This window comes from Streptomyces sp. NPDC001530, assembly GCF_042894545.1.
In the GTDB taxonomy this organism is placed as follows: Bacteria; Actinomycetota; Actinomycetes; order Streptomycetales; family Streptomycetaceae; genus Streptomyces.
Genome location: NZ_JBIAVS010000002.1, coordinates 503,616 through 522,115 on the forward strand (window position 1 = coordinate 503,616; position 18,500 = coordinate 522,115).

The window sequence follows — 18,500 nt, forward strand, 5'->3', positions numbered from 1 at the left end:
GCGCTCTTCAACGGTAAACGCAACGGGCAGGTTCGGAGTTCCAGAAGAACCCCGAACCTGCCCGTAGGGGACTACCCCGAGGCGGCCCACCACACCGCCGCCAGCCTGACAAAGCAACGCGGAAACGGTGCCGAGACGGCTACGCGGTAACGATGTTCACCAGCTTCGGCGCGCGCACGATCACCTTGCGGATCCCCGCGCCACCCAGCGCCGCGACGACCTTCTCGTCCGCCAGCGCGACCTTCTCCAGCTCCTCGTCGGAGATCGACGGAGAGACCTCCAGGCGCGCCTTGACCTTGCCCTTGATCTGCACGACACAGGTCACGGCCTCGTCCACGACGTACGCCGGGTCGGCGACCGGGAAGTCCTGGTGGACGACCGAGTCGGTGTGGCCCAGCTTGCGCCACAGCTCCTCGGCGATGTGCGGGGCCAGCGGCGCGATCAGCAGCACCAGGGGCTCGGCAACGGTGCGCGACACCGGGCCGCCCGCCTTGGTCAGGTGGTTGTTCAACTCGGTGACCTTGGCGATGGCGGTGTTGAACCGCATGCCCTCCAGGTCCTGCCGTACACCGTCAATGGCCTTGTGCAGGGCACGCAGGGTGTCCTCATCGATGTCGGCGTCCTCGGTGTCGACGACCGTGACCTCACCGCTCGTCTCGTCGACGACGTTGCGCCACAGGCGCTGCAGCAGCCGGAACTGGCCCACCACCGCGCGCGTGTCCCACGGCCGGGACACGTCCAGGGGGCCCATCGCCATCTCGTACAGGCGCAGCGTGTCCGCACCGTACTCGGCGCAGATCTCGTCCGGAGTGACCGCGTTCTTCAGGGACTTGCCCATCTTGCCCAGCAGCCGGGACACCTTCTCGCCCTGGTAGTAGTAAGCGCCGTCGCGCTCCTCCACCTCGGCGGCGGGCACCGCGATACCGCGGCTGTCGCGGTACACGTAGGCCTGGATCATGCCCTGGTTGAACAGCTTGTGGAACGGCTCGGCCGACGAGACGTGGCCCAGGTCGAACAGGACCTTCGACCAGAAGCGCGCGTACAGCAGGTGCAGCACGGCATGCTCGGCGCCGCCGACGTACAGGTCGACACCGCCGTGCGGCTGGCCCTCGCGCGGCCCCATCCAGTACTGCTCGATGGCCGGGTCGACCAGCTTCTCCGAGTTGTGCGGGTCCAGGTACCGCAGCTCGTACCAGCAGGAACCGGCCCAGTTGGGCATGGTGTTGGTCTCGCGGCGGTACTTCTTGGGGCCGTCGCCCAGGTCCAGGGTGACGTTGACCCAGTCCTCGTTGCGGGACAGCGGCGTCTCCGGGGACGTGTTCGCGTCGTCCGGGTCGAAGGTGCGCGGCGAGTAGTCCTCGACCTCCGGCAGCTCCAGGGGCAGCATCGACTCGGGCAGCGCGTGCGCGACGCCGTCCTCGTCGTAGACGATCGGGAAGGGCTCGCCCCAGTAGCGCTGGCGGCTGAACAGCCAGTCACGCAGGCGGAAGTTGACGGTGCCCTCGCCGATGCCCTTGCGCTCCAGCCATTCGGTGATGCGCGCCTTGGCGTCGACGACTCCCAGCCCGTCCAGCGAGATGTCGTCGTTGGAGGAGTTGATGATCTTCGCGTCGTACGACCCGAAGGCGTCTTCCCACGTCGACGTGTCGGTGCCCCGGCCGTCGGTCGGCTCGACGATGCAGTGGATCGGCAGCTCGAAGGCGCGCGCGAACTCGAAGTCACGCTGGTCGCCCGCCGGGACGGCCATGATCGCGCCGGTGCCGTAGCCCATCAGGACGTAGTCGGCGATGAAGACGGGGACCTGCTCGCCGTTGACCGGGTTGGTCGCGTACGCGCCGATGAAGACACCGGTCTTGTCCTTGGCCTCGGCCTGCCGCTCGACATCCGACTTGGAGGCGGCCTGCGCGCGGTACGCGGCGACGGCCTCGGCCGGGGTCGCGTGCCCGCCCGTCCACGCGTCGTGGGTGCCCTCGGGCCAGGCGGCCGGGGTGAACTTCTCGACCAGCGGGTGCTCGGGCGCCAGCACCATGTAGGTCGCGCCGAACAGGGTGTCCGGGCGCGTGGTGAAGACCGTGATGCGCTCGCCGTCGATCGGGAAGTCGACCCGGGCGCCCTCGGAGCGGCCGATCCAGTTGCGCTGCTGCAGCTTGATGGCCTCGGGCCAGTCCAGCGCGTCCAGGTCGTCCAGCAGCCGGTCGGCGTACGCGGTGATGCGCATGTTCCACTGGCGCAGCTTGGCCTTGAAGACGGGGAAGTTGCCGCGCTCGGAACGGCCGTCGGCGGTGACCTCCTCGTTGGCCAGCACGGTGCCCAGTCCGGGACACCAGTTGACGGGCGCGTCGGAGGCGTACGCCAGGCGGTACTCACTCAGGACGTCGGCGCGCTCGGCGGCGCTCAGCTCGTTCCACGCGCGCGTGGAACCGTCGATGGCCGGAACGGCACGCTCACCGCTCTCGAACTGGGCGACCAGCTCGGAGATCGGGCGGGCCTTCTTGGCCTCGTCGTCGTACCAGGAGTTGAAGATCTGCAGGAAGATCCACTGGGTCCACTTGTAGTAGTCCGGGTCGATCGTGGCGAACGACCGGCGCTTGTCGTGGCCCAGGCCCAGCGCGCGCAGCTGGACCTTCATGTTCTCGATGTTGGCCTCGGTGGACACGCGCGGGTGCGTGCCGGTCTGCACGGCGTACTGCTCGGCGGGCAGACCGAAGGCGTCGAAGCCCAGGGTGTGCAGGACGTTGTGACCGGTCATCCGCTGGAACCGGGCGAACACATCGGTGGCGATGTAGCCCAGGGGGTGACCGACGTGCAGGCCCGCACCGGAGGGGTACGGGAACATGTCCATGATGAACTTCTTGGGCTTGGCGACCAGCTCGGGGTCCCCGGCCAGGTCACCGCTCGGATTCGGCGCCTCGTACGTGCCCTCGGCGTCCCAGAAGTCCTGCCAGCGTGCCTCGATCTCAGCGGCCAGGACGGCCGTGTAGCGGTGCGGCGCGGCCACCTCGGCGGTGGCAGCGGTATTCGTCTCGCTCATGATCCTCAAAGCTCCATCGATCGTCTCTGCCAGCGGCTGCGACATTCAAGAAACGAAAAATCCCCTCGCACAGGAGGGGACGCCGCGCCGATTCCGACCACGATTCTTCAGTGGTCGGGACTGATCAGCGCGGCTCGCTAAGCAGAAGGCGTACGGCACGCATGGCGTCAGGGTACCGCAGCCCCCGCGGGCGCCGCGACGAGCTTCCAGAGGTCGCTCGGCACCCCGTGCCACTCCCACGATCGCCGCGCGATCACCGCGCGATCACCGCGCGATCACCGGAAAAGCTGAACAAGATTCAAATATTACTTCGCGTAACGGACGGTAAGGGACAACACAAAGACCTCATTGCCCTTTGGTAACAACGCAATAACTCAAACCTCGTACTCCTCGGTATGTCTCGACCTAGAGTGCGGCTTCGGGACCGCTTCCCCGAACCGTTGGGAGTAACCCCCCATGAACCCTCGTCGCAACACCAGCTCGCTACCCCGCCCGGGCCGCTCGGCCTACGGGGCGCTGACGGCTGCCGCTCTGTTGCTCATACCCATGGTCGTGCTGGTCGGAGGTGACGGCCTGCGCGACTTCCTCAACTTCGGCGCCGGCGTGCTGTCGCTGGTCAGCCTCTCCTGCTCCGTGATCTGGGGGCTGGTCGCGACCGACCGGCTGTTCCTCAACACCCGCCAGCGGCTGGTGGCCCAGGCGGTGCACCGGACGACCGCGGTCTCCTCGGTCGCCTTCCTGCTGTTGCACATCACGGTCAAGCTGGCGCTCGACCACACCACCCTGATCGCCGCGCTGGTGCCCTTCGGGCTCGGCGTCACCGGAACGGCCGGGCTCATCGGCTTCGGTTCCCTGGCCGGCCTGCTCATGATCTTCACGGCCATCACCGGCGCACTGCGCAGCGCGTTCGCGTCCCCCGCGCCTGTCGCCGCACGCTGGCGCGCGGTGCACATGCTGGCCTACCCCGCCTGGTGCGCCGCCCTGATCCACGGCCTCTACGCGGGACGCCAGGCAAAGCCGATCTTCGTGATCCTGTACAGCCTGTGCCTGGTCGCGGTCATGGCGGCGCTCGCCCTGCGCTCGGCGCCCGCCCCGTTCAAGCGGAAGGTCGCCGACCGGATCCTGGCGATCATGGGGGAGGGCAACCCGCGCGGTGCCCGCCGCGAGGAGCGCGAGGCACCCCGTGCCGCCGCGACGGACTCCCCGCTGCCGGGCTTCGCGGCACGCTCGGCCGCGCCGCAGTCCCTGGGAGACACGTTCGTGCCCCCGCAGCGCACCCAGTCCCCTTCGTCGCTGTACGAGGCCGCGCCCGACCCCGCCACCACCAGCACTGGAATGTCCGGCTTCGCGGCCGCCTACCGCGCCGTGTCGGGCGCCGCTCCTGGCGGGGACGGCCTTGGCCCCACCCCGACCGAGCGCTTCCAGATGCCCCTGGACATGCAGCCGACGGAGTCGTTCCCGCGCGTCGACAACGGCAGCACGTCGGGCAGCTGGCCCATCCCCTCCCCGCCCCCCGTCGGCGAGGCGCCCCAGTCGGCGTACGACCCCCTCAACGACACGGGATACAACATCCCCGTCTACGACAATTCGGCCGCCAACGCCTACGGCACGAGTGACATGTACGACACCGGTGAGTCGAACCCGGCCTACGGCACGTACAACACCAACGACACGTACGACAGCGGTCCCACGACTGAAGTACTGCCGGGCGCCTTCGACGCTCCTGGCTCCGGTGAACCATGGAACGCCCCTTCCGGAGGCTTTTAAGTGAACGAGGCCCTGCCCGACGTCCCGGAGGTCCGCGTCGTCGGACTTCCGCAGCTCACGTCGGGTTTCGACCTGGTTGAACGGCTGGATCTCCCCATGCACCTCAAGGTGCACGGGCCGCTCGAACCGATGGGCGGTGAGCAGCTCGCGGGCCTCGCCGAGGCGATCTCCCTGAAGGGCCGCGGGGGCGCGGGCTTCCCCTTCGCCAAGAAGCTGCGCTCTGTCGCCGAGTCGGCCATCAAGAAGGGCATCCGCCCCGTGGTGGTCGTCAACGGAAGTGAGGACGAACCCGCCTGCCGCAAGGACACGGTGCTCATCAACCGTGCCCCGCACCTGATCCTGGACGGCGCCCTGCTGGCCGCGGAGGCCATGGGCGCTCGCACCCTGGTCATCGGCGTGACGCGTGCGTCCACGCAGGCCTCGATGGAAGCCGCGCTGGCCGAGCGCGGGCTGAGCAACCGGCGCGGATCGGCCCTCCGCGCGCGCGTGCAGCGCAATCCGGTGCGCATGGTGACCGGAGCGGCCGCCTCGCTGATCCGCTCCATCGACGGCGGCCCGGCGATCCCGCCCGGCCGCAAGATCAGCGCGTCGCAGAGCGGTGTCGGCGGCGCGCCCACGCTGCTGTCCAACGCCGAGACGTTCGCCCAGCTGGCCATCGCCGCGCGCATCGGCCCCGACCGCTACCGCAACACCGGCCTGTACGACGAGCCCGGCACCGTCATGCTCACCGTCTCCGGCGCGGTCGCCCGCCCCATGGTGATCGAGGTCCCGACCGGTGTGCCGCTGCGATACGTGCTCCAGCTGGCCGGCGCCCCGCCCATGCCGCAGGGCGTGCTGACCGGCGGCTACCACGGCAAGTGGCTGGACGCGGCGACGCTCAACGAGGCGATCGTCTCGCGCAACTCGCTGGACGCGGTGGGCGGCGCGCTCGGCGCCGGCGCGATCCTCCCGATCACCCAGCAGACGTGCCCGCTGGGCGAGTCGCTGCGGGTGGCGCAGTGGCTGGCCGAGGAGAGCGCGGGACAGTGCGGTCCCTGCTACCTCGGTCTGCCCGCCGCGGCGCGCGGACTGGAGGACATCCTCAACGGCGGCGGCCCGGCGGCCCTCGAGGCCGTGAAGCAGGTCGCCAAGGCCGTGAAGCGGCGCGGCGCCTGCTCGCACCCGGACGGCTCGGCGATGTTCATCGAGTCGACGATCAAGGCTTTCACGGACGACCTGGCCGCACACGTCCTCGGCAATGGCTGCGGAAGGCCCGTGGAGGGCGTTCTGCCGCTCTTCGAGGGCGGCCAGGCCCCGACGGGCATTCCGGGCGGCCAGGGGCAGCAGGAGGCCGGTCCCAGCCGTCAGAAGATCTACGTCGACTGGACGCTGTGCCGCGGGCACGGGCTGTGCGCGGACATCCTTCCGGAGGTCTTCGAGCTGGGCGCCGACGGCTTCCCGACCGTCGCGCAGGCGCCGGTGCCCCGGTACGCGGAGGCGAAGGCCATGCGTGCCGTACGCCGTTGCCCGGCGCTCGCGCTGCGCATCGAGGAGGACACCCGGTCCTCCGCTCCGGAGCGCAACAACCTGCCGGTCCTCTCCCAGGGGCGCGGCCGCCGCGCGCTCGGCAGCGGCCGCTGATGACGCGGAGCGGCGGCCACTGAACACGAAGAAGCGGGCCACCCTGATCGGGTGGCCCGCCATCAACGTCTGTGGAGCTAAGGAGAATTGAACTCCTGACCTCCTGCATGCCATGCAGGCGCTCTACCAACTGAGCTATAGCCCCTTGTGGCCACGCGGCGGAGCCGCATATTGACCGCGTCGCCCGGTTTCCCTGGCGGCGACGCCAACATTACACGGTCCCCCGGGTGCACCACCAAATCGTTTCCCTTCTGTACGGATTCGGGGGCTAGTGTCGGCCTTCGTGACCGTGATCGCGCTCCCCCGTGCCCGCAGTCGTGCGCCCGTCGCCCTGGGGGTGTGCCTGCTGTCGTTCGCGGCCTTCTGGTGCGCGCAGCGGGCCGCACACGTGTCGATGATCGACCTGATGGTGTACCGCGCGGAGGGTGAGACGGTCCGCGCGGGCGGCGACCTCTACGCGCTGCGCACGACCGAGGCCCATCTGCCCACCACGTACCCACCGTTCGCGGCGCTGCTGTTCACACCGCTGACGCTGCTGGACACGGCGGGCATGCGCACCCTGGCGACGGCCGGAAACCTGGCCCTTCTTGTGGTGTTCGTGGCCCTCTCGCTACGGCTCGTCGGCCACGCGCGCGTGGAGTGCGTCTGGTGGGTCGCCGCGGCCGCCGTGTGGTGCGAGCCGGTGTGGACGACGCTGCGGTACGGCCAGATCAATCTGCTGCTGGCCGTGCTGGTGCTGTGGGACCTGTCACGGCGGCCCGGGCACCGCTGGGCCGGGGTGGGCATCGGCATCGCGGCGGCGATCAAGCTGACGCCCGCGCTCTTCGCGTTGTTCCTGCTGGTCGCCGGTGTCGTGGAGCACACGAGGCGGGGCTCCGGAAGGCCGTATCTGCGGCACGCGCGGGGGGCCGCCGCCGCGTTCGCCGGGGCGACACTGCTGGCGGCGGCCGTCCTGCCGTACGACTCCTGGCGCTTTTGGACCCGCATGGTCTTCGAGGCGGGCCGGGTCGGGCTCGTCGAGGACACCGCGAACCAGTCGCTGCGCGGCGTCCTGGCCCGGCTGCTGCATACCACCGAGCCCGGCGCCCGGTGGGTCGCGGCGGCGGCCCTAGTGGGCGCCGGCGGACTGGTGGTCGCCGTGGCCGCCGAGATGCGCGGGCGGCGGGCCTGGGCGACGGTCGCCTGCGCGGTGACGGCGCTCCTGGTCAGCCCCGTGTCGTGGTCGCACCACTGGGTGTGGTGCGTGCCGATGGTGCTGGTCCTCGCAGCGACGAACCGGACGGCCGCCGTCTGCACGGCCCTGGCCTTCTGCACCTACGCGCTGTGGTGGGTGCCGCACGGACCGGGCAGGCTCGAACTGCACCAGACCGGCGCCGAGTTGACGTTGTCGGCCCTCTACGCAGGAGCCGGTTTCACCTTCCTGGTCCTCATCGGGGTCAGGCTGTGGCGAACGAGTAGAAGCGCTTGAGCGTGCAGTGCTCGTCGAGGAGCCGGCCGTAGATCGGCTCCCCCTCCAGCTCGCGGTACGTCTCGATCGGGTCGCCTTTTATGATCAGCGCCCGCGCGCATTCCTCACACCAGTACTGGTAGTCGTGGTTGACCGGTTCCATGTCGCGGACGATCGGCGTACCACTGCCGCACCAATCGCATTTCCGCCTGTGTGCACCCATCGATCAGCTCCAGCTGTGGCCGCAGGCCGTGCACACGTAGGAGATCCCGCCGTTGTCGCCGAGGACCTGGGCGACGTGGACCGATCCGCAGGAAGGGCAGTTGAGAAGAGTGGCTTTTCTCCGTTTCGGTGCCACTTCGAGGAGATGATCGACCTCCTCGAGGATGCTCGCAGGCATCGCTTCTCCCTCCCGTCGGGCCTCGCCCCCTTCCGGCCGTTTGATTCTGCCACGGCCGGAGCAATACGGTCAGCGACGCCTTCGTACCAGTCCGGACACAGCCCCCAGCGTGGCCGTCGCGGCCAGCGCATACGTGCACGCGAGGAGCGCGTCCGCAGAGGTATACGCCCCGGGGGCCCCAAGTGACTCAAGCCGGTTCAAGAAGAGTGTGCCGAAGGCCGCGACACCGATCAGCTGACCGAGTTGGGTGACCGTCGCGAGCAGCCCGCTGGCGTCCGCCGCGTCCTCGGGCCGCACTGTGGCGAGGGCCCGGGTGAGCGTGGGACTGAAGCCGAGCGCGAGCCCGGCGCCCACGCCCGCGAACGCGACGTACAGCCACAGGCCGCCGTCGCCCCCGTCCTTCAGTGCACCGCCGACCCCGGCAACCGAGACGGCGGCGAGCGCGAACCCGCCCGGTATCAGGGCACGTTGCCAGGAAGCCGGCCAGGTGCGCCAGGTCAGACCGACCAGGCCGAAGACCACCGCGGTCGGGGCGAAGGTGAGTCCCGCGCGCAGGGCGCTGTAGCCGAGGCCGCCCTGGATGTGCAGGGTGAGCGCGAACAGGAAGCCCGCGTTGACCGCCATCACGGCCAGCAGCCGGAAGACCGCAAGGCCGATGCCGGGATGGCGCAGCACCCTCGGCGCGATCAGCGGAGCCCCGCCGCGCCGGGCCAGCCGGGACTCGTACAGCCAGAACACGGCGAAGAGCACCGCGGCCGCGCCCAGCGACAGCCAGGACCACAGCGGCCAGTCCTCCTCCTGCCCGAGCACGAGCGGCACGGTGAAGAGGGAGACAGCGGCGGCGAGCAGCACGAGCCCGGGCAGGTCGAGGCCGCGCGAGCGTTCAAGGGCCTCGGCATCGTCGCGCGGCAGTACGCGGCGGCCGACGGTCAGGAGTACGACGCCCACCGGCACGTTGACCAGGAACACCGGCCGCCAGCCGGTGCCGAACAGATCGGCGCTGACCAGAACGCCGCCCAGCACCTGTCCGGCGGCGGCGCCGGTGGCGAGGACGGCCGCGTACGCGCCGAGGGCGCGGGCTCGTGCCTCACCGGTGAAGTTGCGCTGGATCAGGCTGAGCACCTGCGGGATCATCACCGCCGATCCGGCGCCCTGAATCAGGCGGAAGGCGATCAACTCCCCCGTTCCCTGGGCGAGTCCGCAGGCCAGCGAGGCGGCGGTGAACAGCGCGAGCCCTGCCAGATGGACCCGGCGGTGGCCTAGCCGGTCGCCCAGCCGTGCTCCGGTGATCAGCAACACGGCGTACGCGATGGAGTATCCGGCGACCACCAGCTGAAGTCCGGCGCCGGAGGCGTGGAGTTCGGAACCGATCGTGGGCAACGCCACGTTCACGATGAAGACGTCGAGCAGTGCCATGAACTGGGCCGCGAGCACGACCGCGAGCAGCCGTCCGGGCCGATTGTCAGTGCCGGGGTCTTTACTGGTCTCAGGACTTGGACCGCGTGCGGGACCTGTTCCCGCGGGGGTTGTCGTCGTCATGCCGTCGAGCGTGACGTCGGCCGGATACGGGTAACGAGAGCCCGCCGATGCTGGTACTGACAGCACCTGGCAGCGGACGGGTTCGGCACGGACGATGAGTGACGGGGGATGTGAAGCAGATGAACACGACACAGCGCCGCAGGCCGGAGCTGGCCGCTTTTCTGCGCAGCAGGCGGGCGCGGGTGACACCGACCGACGTGGGGATGCCGCCGGGCTTTCGGCGCCGCACGCCGGGACTACGCCGCGAGGAGGTCGCGCAACTCTCCGGCGTGGGCGTCACCTGGTACACGTGGCTCGAGCAGGGACGCCCGATCAACGCGTCCGCGCAGGTCCTGGACGCGGTGGCGCGCACGCTGCGTCTCGACCAGCCGGAGCGCGAGCATCTGTACCACCTGGCCGAGGTGCCGTACGAGCCGGATCCCCCGGTCACCGCGAGAGCCGTCGGCCCGGAAGTCCAGGGTGTCCTCGACGCCCTCGACCCGCATCCGGCGGTGGTCTACAACGCGCGGTTCGACATCCTCGCCACCAACCGCGCCTACCGCGACGTGTTCTTCACGTCCCGGACCCTCAACACAAGGGTGTACAACGCGCTGTGGACGCTGTTCACGGTGCCCGAGCCGGACTGCCCGCTGGTGTTCCGGGAGTGCGAGCTCCCGGTGATGGTGGCGACGCTGCGCTCGTCGTACGGGCTGCATGCCGGCGAGCCCGCCTGGGAGGACTTCATACGCAGGCTGTCGGAGGCGAGTCCGTTCTTCGCCCGGCTGTGGCGCAACGGCGATGTGGCGCCGCCGGGTCCGCGGGTGAAGACGTTCCGGCACGCGGCGGTCGGTGAGATGCGGATGACGTCGGTCTCACTGTCGATCCACGGCAGGCCGGAGTGCCGGATCGTCGTCTACCAGCCGGACGACGAGGAGACGTGCCTGCGGGTACAGAGATTGCGGGATCTGCGGGCAACGACAGCTACCGCCGCAACGAAAAATCCCGCTCCTTGACGGGAACGGGATCCTTCACCACTGATCTTTGACAACTCAAAAGAGAGTTAATCTGTGGAGCTAAGGAGAATTGAACTCCTGACCTCCTGCATGCCATGCAGGCGCTCTACCAACTGAGCTATAGCCCCTCGCGTTCTTCCCGCCCTGCGGGCCGAACAAGAAGAACTTTAGCCTGCGACCAGCCGGAAAGTGAAATCCGGTCCCGACGGGCCCACGGGACCGGACAGGGGTCCGCTCAGTCGTCGTCTCAGTCGTCGTCGCCCAGCACCGGCTCCGGCAACGTGCCGGCGTTGTGCTCCAGGAGCCGCCAGCCGCGGGCGCCCTCTCCGAGGACGGACCAGCAGCAGTTGGAGAGGCCGCCGAGGCTCTCCCAGTGCTGGGCCTCCAGGCCGATGAGACGGCCGATGGTGGTGCGGATCGTGCCGCCGTGACTGACGACCACGAGGGTGCCGTCCTCGGGGAGCTTGTCGGCGTGCCGCAGTACTACGGGGGCGGCGCGGTCGGCGACCTCGGTCTCCAGTTCGCCGCCGCCGCGGCGCACCGGCTCGCCGCGCTTCCAGGCGGCGTACTCGTCGCCGTACCGGGCGATGATCTCTTCGTGCGTCAGCCCCTGCCAGACGCCCGCATAGGTCTCGCGCAGGCCCTCGTCATGGGTGACATTGAGGCCGGTGAGGGCGGACAGCTCGGCGGCCGTGGTGGCAGCGCGCTTGAGGTCCGAGGCGACGATCGCGTCGGGCTTCAGCGAGGCGAGCAGCCGGGCGGCGCGGCGGGCCTGGCCCACGCCGGTCTCGGTGAGCTCGACGTCCGTGGAGCCCTGGAAGCGGCGCTCCACGTTCCAGGAGGTCTGGCCGTGCCGCCACAGGATGACGCGGCGGCCCCGGCCCGGCTTCTTCCCGGCCTCGGCGGTCACCGCAGCTCCCCCAGTTCGGCGGAGTCCTCCTCGGCCTGGAGCTTGGCGTGCTCGGCCGCCTTGCCGCGGGTGGCCTTGGCGTCGGCCGGCAGGTCCAGCTCCGGGCAGTCCTTCCACAGCCGCTCCAGGGCGTAGAAGACGCGCTCCTCGCTGTGCTGCACGTGCACCACGATGTCGACGTAGTCGAGCAGCACCCAACGGGCCTCGCGGTCGCCCTCGCGGCGCACCGGCTTGGCGCCGAGCTCCTTGTTCAGCCGCTCTTCGATCTCGTCGACGATCGACTTGACCTGGCGGTCGTTGGGCGCGGACGCCAGCAGGAAGGCGTCGGTGATGGAGAGCACGTCGCTGACGTCGTAGGCGATGATGTCGTGCGCGAGCTTGTCTGCGGCCGCCTGTGCGGCGGTGTTGATGAGCTCGATGGAGCGGTCCGTGGCGGTCACTACGCGGCTTTCCGTCGGCGGTCAGTAATGACTCAAGGGTCTCACGGACCGCCGAGGACCCCCCACGCGTTTCTTCGTACCCGTCCCGGGCGCCTCCTGGGCGGGCCGTCGATCACCGGGGGCGGGCCCCCAGTCACCGGGGCGGGTCGTCGCTCGCCCCGGTGACGTGGAGTCGGTCACCCCGTCGAGCCGCTGCTCGCCTCGTAGTCCTGGCCGAGGACCACGGACACGTCCGCGTTGGAGGTGACCGTGCCCTTCTTCACAGAGCTGGTGGGCAGACCCAGGGTCTTGGCGACCTCGAGGGCGTCGTTCTTCTTGGCGGCGTCGGCGTATGTGATCTGGGACACGCTCTGGGCGGCGGTGGCCGTACCGGAGTCGAGGAAGGTGTAGCCGCCGTTGACCAGGACGACGCGAGCCTGCTCGGTGGCGGCCTTCTTGCCGGTGGCGTTCTTGATGCCGACGCGGACGGCGGCGCTGGCATCGGGGCTCTTCGCGGTGCCGCCGAGCACGTCCTTGACCACGCTGTCGGAGGCACTCTCGCTCAGGGTGCCGTCCTGCTGCACCGGCAGCAGCGCGGTCTTGTAGTCGCCGCCCTTGGCGAGGTCGGCGAGCTTGGCGAGGAAGGCGCCGAGATCCTGGTCGGTCAGCGGCGGGTCGAGGATCTGCGCCAGGGTCTGCATGGTGGTCGTCGCGGCCTGCTTGTCGGAGGACAGCTTGCGCAGCACGCCCTGCATGACCTGTCCGAACCGCTCCAACTGCGCGTTCTGAGCCTCGCCGGAGGCCCGGTAGGTGGCGTAGGCGACGGCCATCTTGCCGCTGAGGGTCTGGTCCTCGCCCTTCTTCACGAGGGGCGGCTCGCCCTTCTTCTTCGCATCGGGGTCTGGCACATCGGCGTTGGTGGTGATGTCGATGTTCCCGACGAGCTCGACGAGGTTGTTGAGGTAGGGGGTGTCGAGGCGCCAGGTGCCTTGGATGTTGGTCCCGAGCACCGTGTCGATCGCGTCCTGGGTGCCGGAGGAGCCGTCCTCGTCGACGGACTTGGCGAGCGTGGTCGTCGAGCCGTTGTCGTCCGTCAGGGCAAGGGAGTTGGGCAGCAGGACGGTGGTGCCCTGCTTGGTGGTGGTGTTGTCGACGAGCAGCGCCGTGGAGGTGCCGCCGCCCTTCGTGTTGTGCAGGTGGACGACGATCACGTCGCGGTTCTGGGCGCCCACGGCGGTCGTCTTACCCGCCTTGCCCTCCGAGGACGTGCCGGGCAGCTTGCCCGCGTACCAGAGGTAGCCGGCGCCGCCGACCGCGACCAGGGCGAGCACCACGACCAGGGCGAGGACCCGGCTGCGGGCGCGGCGCCTGGCCTCCTCGCGGCGCTCGGTGCGGTTCTCGGTGAACTTCAGCCAGTCGATGACGTCTTCGGAGTCTTCTTCCGGCTCCTCGACGAAGGCGAACTGCTCAGTGCGGTAGTCCCGGTCGGCCCGGCGCTCGCCGCCCTCGGCGGGCCCGGCCTGCTGCGGGATGTAGGCGGTCTGCTCGGCGACTCGGGGCTGCTGACCGGTGCTCGCGGCGCCGGCCCTGCCCTGCTTCTGCCCGTAGGGGTTGTACGGGGTCGAGCTGGTCCCAGCGGCTCCGGGCGCGCCGGTGCCGTACGGGGCGTAGGAGTCGTACGGGGGCACGGGCGGCTGCTGACCGGTGTCATGGGACGACACCGCTTGCTGCTGACCGGTGTCATACGGCGACACAGGCGGCTGCTGGCCCGTGTCGTACGACTGGACAGGCTGCTGCTGGCCGGTCGCGTACGGGTCGTAGCCGTAGCCCTGCGGCTGGGCGCCGTAGGGGTCGTACCCCTGGCCCTGGGGAGGTTGCTGTGGCACCTGTCGGTACACAGGCTGCCCGAACTCGTCGTAGCCGACGAGCTCGTACTGGTCGCCCCCCGCGTATCCGTCGTATCGGTCGTTCACCGGTGCCCCTCTCGGCTCACTCGCCGCGGTACAGCTCGCGCTTGTCGATGTAGCGCACCACACCGTCCGGCACCAGATACCAGACGGGATCGCCCTTGGCGACTCTCGCACGGCAGTCTGTGGACGAGATGGCGAGCGCGGGGACCTCGACGAGCGAGACACCGCCCTCGGGAAGCCCCGGGTCGGTCAGAGTGTGGCCGGGCCGGGTGACCCCGATGAAGTGCGCGAGGGAGAACAGCTCTTCCGCGTACCGCCAGGTGAGGATCTGGCTGAGCGCGTCGGCGCCGGTGATGAAGAAGAGGTCCGTGTCGGGGTTGAGCTCGCGCAGGTCGCGCAGGGTGTCCGTGGTGTACGTCGGGCCGCCGCGGTCGATGTCGATGCGGCTCACCGAGAACTGGGGGTTCTCGGCGGTCGCGATGACCGTCATCAGGTAGCGGTCCTCGGCGGGGGTGACCTTGCGGTCGGTCTTCTGCCACGGCTGCCCGGTCGGCACGAACACCACCTCGTCGAGGTGGAACTGCGCGGCGACCTCGCTGGCCGCCACGAGGTGCCCGTGGTGGATCGGGTCGAAGGTTCCGCCCATGACACCGAGGCGGCGCTTGCCCGGATTCGAGGGGCCGTTTCCGGGGCCGGTCGTCAGACGCGTGGCCGCGTCGCCCGTGGCGGCGCCGGTGGCGCCGCTCTCCGTGTCACTCGCCGGACCGGTAGGCATGTCCTGCTCTCCCATGCGTGCAGACCCTACCGGCCCGGTCGACGGGCTCCGGCCGACAGGGGCCCCGAGCGGGCCCGGTAGGGCTCAGCGGTCCCGGTTGAATCGCGTGGTGATCCACAGCAGCAGAAGCAGGATGAAGAGGGCCCCGCCGCCGGTCAGGAACGGGCTGAGGCTCTCGTGGTTGCCGCCGTTCTCGCCCTCGGCGGCGACGGTGACCAACTGTGCAGCGGTGCTGTGGAAGCTCATCTCGGCAGGACCTATCCGGTGTGGGCGGGATAAAGACGTCGGCCCATCGTATGCGGGTGCCTCGGCCACGATCACGCCGACTCCGCCGTTGGGGACGCCGGTTGCCGCGGCCGCCCCGCCCGACGCGGCACTCAGTCGTCCCGCTTGTACCCCCGTAGCAGGAACCAGGCGGTCAGGGCCACCCCGACCACCATCACGATCAGCACGACGCGGAGCAGATTGCCCGGGCCCTGCTTGTCCGCCGCGTTCGCGGCCTCGGTGAGCCACGCGGCTGCGGGGATGTGCTCCATGGCGTACGACTCCTTCTCTGTACTGCCAGTCCACGGTATCTCCGCCTAGGCTGGGCGTTGCCTTGGGGGCACAGAGGGCACTCAGACGCACATGGGGGAACACATGTCCGACGGCAGCCACGAGCAGAACGGGCACGAGAACGTGCCGAGCAGGCAGCGCAGGCGCTTCGAGGGGATCTCCTCGCGGGCGTACGAACACCCGGCGGACCGCTCGGCCCTGGTGGCCCTGCGCAGGCTCAGCGGCTTCGACACGGTCTTCAAGGCACTCAGCGGTCTGCTGCCCGAGCGCAGCCTGCGGCTGCTGTTCCTGTCCGACTCGGTGCGCGTCTCGGACGCCCAGTTCGCGCACCTCAACGACATGCTGCGGGACGCCTGTTACATCCTGGACCTGGAGAAGGTCCCGCCGATGTACGTCACCCAGGACCCGCAGCCGAACGCGATGTGCATCGGTCTGGACGAGCCGATCATCGTCGTGACGACGGGGCTCGTCGAGCTCCTTGACGAGGAGGAGATGCGGGCCGTAGTCGGACACGAAGTCGGCCACGCGCTGTCCGGCCACGCCGTCTACCGCACGATCCTGCTGTTCCTCACCAGCCTCGCGCTCCGGGTCGCCTGGATCCCGCTCGGGAACCTCGCGATCATGGCGATCGTGACCGCGCTGCGCGAGTGGTTCCGCAAGTCGGAGCTGTCCGCGGACCGCGCCGGGCTCCTGGTCGGCCAGGACCTGCGGGCCTCGATGCGCGGCCTGATGAAGATCGCGGGCGGCAACCATCTGCACGAGATGAACGTGGACGCGTTCCTCGGGCAGGCCGAGGAGTACGAGGCCGGAGGTGACCTGCGGGACTCCGTGCTCAAGATCCTCAACGTGCTACCCCGCACCCATCCCTTCACCACGGTTCGCGCGGGCGAGCTGAAGAAGTGGGCCGAGTCCCGCGACTACCAGCGAATCATGGACGGTCACTACCCGCGGCGCAGCGAGGACAAGGACACCTCGGTCTCGGACTCCTTCCGGCAGTCGGCGGCCAGCTACGCCAGCGACGTGAAGAACTCCAAGGACCCGCTGATGAAGCTGGTCAGCGACATAGCCGGGGGCGCGGGCGACATCGGCGGCCGGGTACGACGCGGCTTCGGCGGCTTCGGCGGCTTCGCGAGCGGCTCACCCAAGGACCCGTCCGGATCGCCCAAGGACACGTCCGGCTCGCCCGAGGACGCGCCGCCGCGCGGCACCGACACGCACCCGGACGACGAGAGCCCCAACAGCAGCGGTTGATCAGAGCCCGGGCCGAGTGACCCGCGCAGCCCGGGGCGCGGGGCGCGGGTCACAGCTTCGGCTGCGCGCTCGTCGCCAGCGACCCGCACAGCGCCGTGGCGCTCCCGGTGGCGTACGGGTCGGTACCGGCCGGGCCGCCCGCCTTCGCCGTCTGTCCCGCGAGCAGCGGACGCAGCTGGCCGACCGAGTCCTCGGAGCAGGCGAGCGGCCCGGCCTGGACGTAGGAGACGACCAGCTCGGCCTGGTGCATGCGCAGGTCGTCGCGGTCGAAGCGGAAGTGCAGCTCGCGCCGGACGGTGAACAGCGAGGCCTCGGCCTTCGCATCCGAGCCGGTCGGCTTCAGCGCGTACACGAAGGTGTGGTCGGCGATGACCTCAAGGGTGTTCGAGTCGAACTCGGCGGCCTGGAGGGTGCCCTGCACGCGGATCTTCTGGTCGGCGAGCCGGGCGCGGGTCGCGTCGAAGCGGACCAGCCAGCCGGTGGACGCGTGCCGGCCATCGGCGGTCGGCCGGTCGAAGCTCTGGTCGAACTGGTCGAGCTGCTGCGGGTCGAGCAGTATCCGTACGGGCCGGGTGGCGCCGCCGGTGAGCACGTCCGGGTCGAGCGAGGACTCGACGAGGTAGTCCTTGGCGGTGGTCAGGGCGGTGACGACCTGGCTTTCGGAGAAGTGCGCGGTACGCCGGGTGGCCGGCATCGTGATGCCATCGGCGCCGATGCGGAACTGGGCGGCCGGGCTGCGCGCGTACAGCTCGTCGGCGCTCGTGGAACCGGGCACGGCGGTCTGCGGGGACAGCGGTATCACCGTCATCCGCAGCGGCTCGGGGGGCTGGGCGGTCGGGGTCTGGTACGGGTGGCGTACGCCCATGTAGATCGCGGTGCCGAAGGCTATGGCGATCAGCAGGACGAGGATCAGCGCCTGCCGGGAGAGCCCCCGATGGAGGGCGGGGCGACGGCGTACGGCCGGGGCATGGTCGGCCATGCGCTCCTGGGCGGAGAACTCCTGGAGGCGGGCAGCACGGACGAACGACTCGTCGAAGACGACGGATCGGTACTCGTCCTCTCCACCAGCGGGAGCGCCCTCGGGTGTCCCCTCAGGTGGGTCTCCAGGCCCGCCCATACATTCAGAGTAGGTCTCCCGGAGGTCCGGTAAACGCCCTGGTACACGACAAGTTCTGACAGCTTCTCACCAGTGTCGTCACCGTGTTCGAGGAGCCGTCCAGGGCGCTGGTGTCACGGTGTTCGGGGGTCCGCCGACACCGCTGGCTGGGAGTAGTCGGCCGAAGCGGAGGGGCCGGTGCCGGTGACCTTGTCCTGGCCCTGTTCCAGGCCCGTCGAGGCGGGTGGCGGCACCTGCTCCTGGCGGCCCGAGGACGCGCCTCGGTAGACCGCCGTGAAGGCGAGGGCGACCATGCCGATGCCCATCAAGAGGGCGAGGATCCAGGCGACGGGGCGGTGCCAGCGGGTCTGCTTTCCGTAGGCCCTGCCGTATGTCCCCGGTGCGCCGTAGCGGCCTTCCAGGACCTCGGTGTCGTCCAGATCGTCCAAGTCGGGATCATGGCCGAAATCACCGGGGTCGTCGGGTCCGAAGCCGTCCTCATAGCGCTCGTCGTCACCCCGTGCGCCCCGGGTGTGCGCCCGGCGTGCCTCGGCCTCGGAGGCCTCCGCGCGGGCCTGGGCGGCTGCCAGGAGTCTTTCCACTGCGGTCGGCTCGTGGATCACCGCCGCCCGTACGAAGGCCTCGTCGAAGACCACGGAGGCGAACTCTTCGTCCGCACCCCCGCGGTCGCGGTCGTCGTCGGGCTCCCAGCCGTCAGGGAACGGCGTGCCCCCCACGTCCTCCGGCACGGATCCAGAGTAGACCTGGGGGGTCAATTTGGGCAGACG

General features: G+C 69.9%; 17 protein-coding genes and 2 tRNA genes. 5 read left to right on the top strand and 14 right to left on the bottom strand.

The features are described 5' to 3' along the window. Positions 1-139 precede the first annotated feature (139 nt). Positions 140-3,031 (bottom strand): leucine--tRNA ligase, encoded by a 2,892-nt coding sequence (leuS, locus tag ACFY0T_RS05120; protein ID WP_388864665.1) that lies wholly within the window; start codon positions 3,029-3,031, stop codon positions 140-142. 456 nt (positions 3,032-3,487) lie between these two features. Here leuS and ACFY0T_RS05125 point away from each other — a divergent pair, with 456 nt between their 5' ends. After that, the gene (locus ACFY0T_RS05125; RefSeq protein WP_388864667.1) at positions 3,488-4,798 is read left to right on the top strand and encodes a cytochrome b/b6 domain-containing protein; all 1,311 of its coding nucleotides are present in this window, start codon (positions 3,488-3,490) and stop codon (positions 4,796-4,798) included. Further along, on the top strand, positions 4,799-6,418 hold the full coding sequence (locus tag ACFY0T_RS05130) for an NADH-ubiquinone oxidoreductase-F iron-sulfur binding region domain-containing protein (protein WP_388864669.1): 1,620 nt from the start codon (positions 4,799-4,801) through the stop codon (positions 6,416-6,418). Between the two features lie 72 nt (positions 6,419-6,490). Here the strand turns inward: ACFY0T_RS05130 and ACFY0T_RS05135 are convergent. Then, positions 6,491-6,563, bottom strand: a tRNA-Ala gene (locus tag ACFY0T_RS05135). A gap of 138 nt (positions 6,564-6,701) precedes the next feature. Here ACFY0T_RS05135 and ACFY0T_RS05140 point away from each other — a divergent pair. Next, on the top strand, positions 6,702-7,886 hold the full coding sequence (locus ACFY0T_RS05140; protein ID WP_388864671.1) for a glycosyltransferase 87 family protein: 1,185 nt from the start codon (positions 6,702-6,704) through the stop codon (positions 7,884-7,886). On the opposite strand, the gene ACFY0T_RS05145 is transcribed toward ACFY0T_RS05140, so the two are convergent. From ACFY0T_RS05145 to ACFY0T_RS05155, 3 genes are all read right to left on the bottom strand, one after another. Then, positions 7,855-8,088: a hypothetical protein gene (locus ACFY0T_RS05145; protein WP_010986886.1), complete on the bottom strand. Its 234-nt coding sequence runs from the start codon at positions 8,086-8,088 to the stop codon at positions 7,855-7,857. The two genes, ACFY0T_RS05140 and ACFY0T_RS05145, sit on opposite strands and share 32 nt — an antisense overlap. A 3-nt stretch (positions 8,089-8,091) precedes the next feature. After that, a complete protein-coding gene (locus ACFY0T_RS05150) occupies positions 8,092-8,265 on the bottom strand; it encodes a hypothetical protein (RefSeq protein WP_388864673.1) in 174 nt (57 codons plus the stop codon). A gap of 69 nt (positions 8,266-8,334) precedes the next feature. After that, the gene (locus ACFY0T_RS05155; RefSeq protein ID WP_388864759.1) at positions 8,335-9,699 is read right to left on the bottom strand and encodes an MFS transporter; all 1,365 of its coding nucleotides are present in this window, start codon (positions 9,697-9,699) and stop codon (positions 8,335-8,337) included. A gap of 224 nt (positions 9,700-9,923) precedes the next feature. On the opposite strand from ACFY0T_RS05155, the gene ACFY0T_RS05160 reads away from it, so the two are divergent. Then, positions 9,924-10,796, top strand: coding sequence for a helix-turn-helix transcriptional regulator (locus tag ACFY0T_RS05160; protein WP_388864675.1), 873 nt, complete (start codon positions 9,924-9,926; stop codon positions 10,794-10,796). 55 nt (positions 10,797-10,851) lie between these two features. Here ACFY0T_RS05160 and ACFY0T_RS05165 read toward each other — a convergent pair. The 7 genes from ACFY0T_RS05165 to ACFY0T_RS05195 all read right to left on the bottom strand — a co-directional run bounded on the left by ACFY0T_RS05165 (position 10,852) and on the right by ACFY0T_RS05195 (position 15,346). Further along, positions 10,852-10,924: transfer RNA gene (locus tag ACFY0T_RS05165), tRNA-Ala, on the bottom strand. A 119-nt stretch (positions 10,925-11,043) separates the two neighbouring features. Then, positions 11,044-11,706 (bottom strand): histidine phosphatase family protein, encoded by a 663-nt coding sequence (locus ACFY0T_RS05170; RefSeq protein ID WP_388864677.1) that lies wholly within the window; start codon positions 11,704-11,706, stop codon positions 11,044-11,046. Further along, the gene (gene rsfS / locus ACFY0T_RS05175; protein WP_388864679.1) at positions 11,703-12,146 is read right to left on the bottom strand and encodes a ribosome silencing factor; all 444 of its coding nucleotides are present in this window, start codon (positions 12,144-12,146) and stop codon (positions 11,703-11,705) included. The genes ACFY0T_RS05170 and rsfS overlap by 4 nt, the downstream gene beginning before the upstream one ends. Positions 12,147-12,322: 176 nt before the next feature. Beyond that, positions 12,323-14,098, bottom strand: a complete 1,776-nt coding sequence (locus tag ACFY0T_RS05180; protein WP_388864681.1) for an LCP family protein — start codon at positions 14,096-14,098, stop codon at positions 12,323-12,325. 16 nt (positions 14,099-14,114) lie between these two features. Then, entirely contained in the window at positions 14,115-14,825 is a 711-nt protein-coding gene (gene nadD, locus ACFY0T_RS05185; RefSeq protein WP_388864683.1) for a nicotinate-nucleotide adenylyltransferase, read from the bottom strand. 69 nt (positions 14,826-14,894) lie between these two features. Then, positions 14,895-15,056 carry a hypothetical protein gene (locus ACFY0T_RS05190; RefSeq protein ID WP_327428662.1) on the bottom strand — a complete coding sequence of 54 codons (162 nt, stop codon included), beginning with the start codon at positions 15,054-15,056 and terminating at the stop codon, positions 14,895-14,897. Positions 15,057-15,187: 131 nt separating this feature from the next. Next, entirely contained in the window at positions 15,188-15,346 is a 159-nt protein-coding gene (locus ACFY0T_RS05195; RefSeq protein WP_189185108.1) for a hypothetical protein, read from the bottom strand. 103 nt (positions 15,347-15,449) lie between these two features. On the opposite strand from ACFY0T_RS05195, the gene ACFY0T_RS05200 reads away from it, so the two are divergent. Beyond that, a complete protein-coding gene (locus ACFY0T_RS05200) occupies positions 15,450-16,616 on the top strand; it encodes a M48 family metallopeptidase (RefSeq protein WP_388864685.1) in 1,167 nt (388 codons plus the stop codon). A 49-nt stretch (positions 16,617-16,665) separates the two neighbouring features. On the opposite strand, the gene ACFY0T_RS05205 is transcribed toward ACFY0T_RS05200, so the two are convergent. Together ACFY0T_RS05205 and ACFY0T_RS05210 are read right to left on the bottom strand one after the other, a co-directional pair. Further along, positions 16,666-17,733 (bottom strand): hypothetical protein, encoded by a 1,068-nt coding sequence (locus tag ACFY0T_RS05205; RefSeq protein WP_388864687.1) that lies wholly within the window; start codon positions 17,731-17,733, stop codon positions 16,666-16,668. Between the two features lie 113 nt (positions 17,734-17,846). Then, a complete protein-coding gene (locus ACFY0T_RS05210) occupies positions 17,847-18,488 on the bottom strand; it encodes a hypothetical protein (protein ID WP_388864688.1) in 642 nt (213 codons plus the stop codon). Positions 18,489-18,500: the final 12 nt, after the last annotated feature.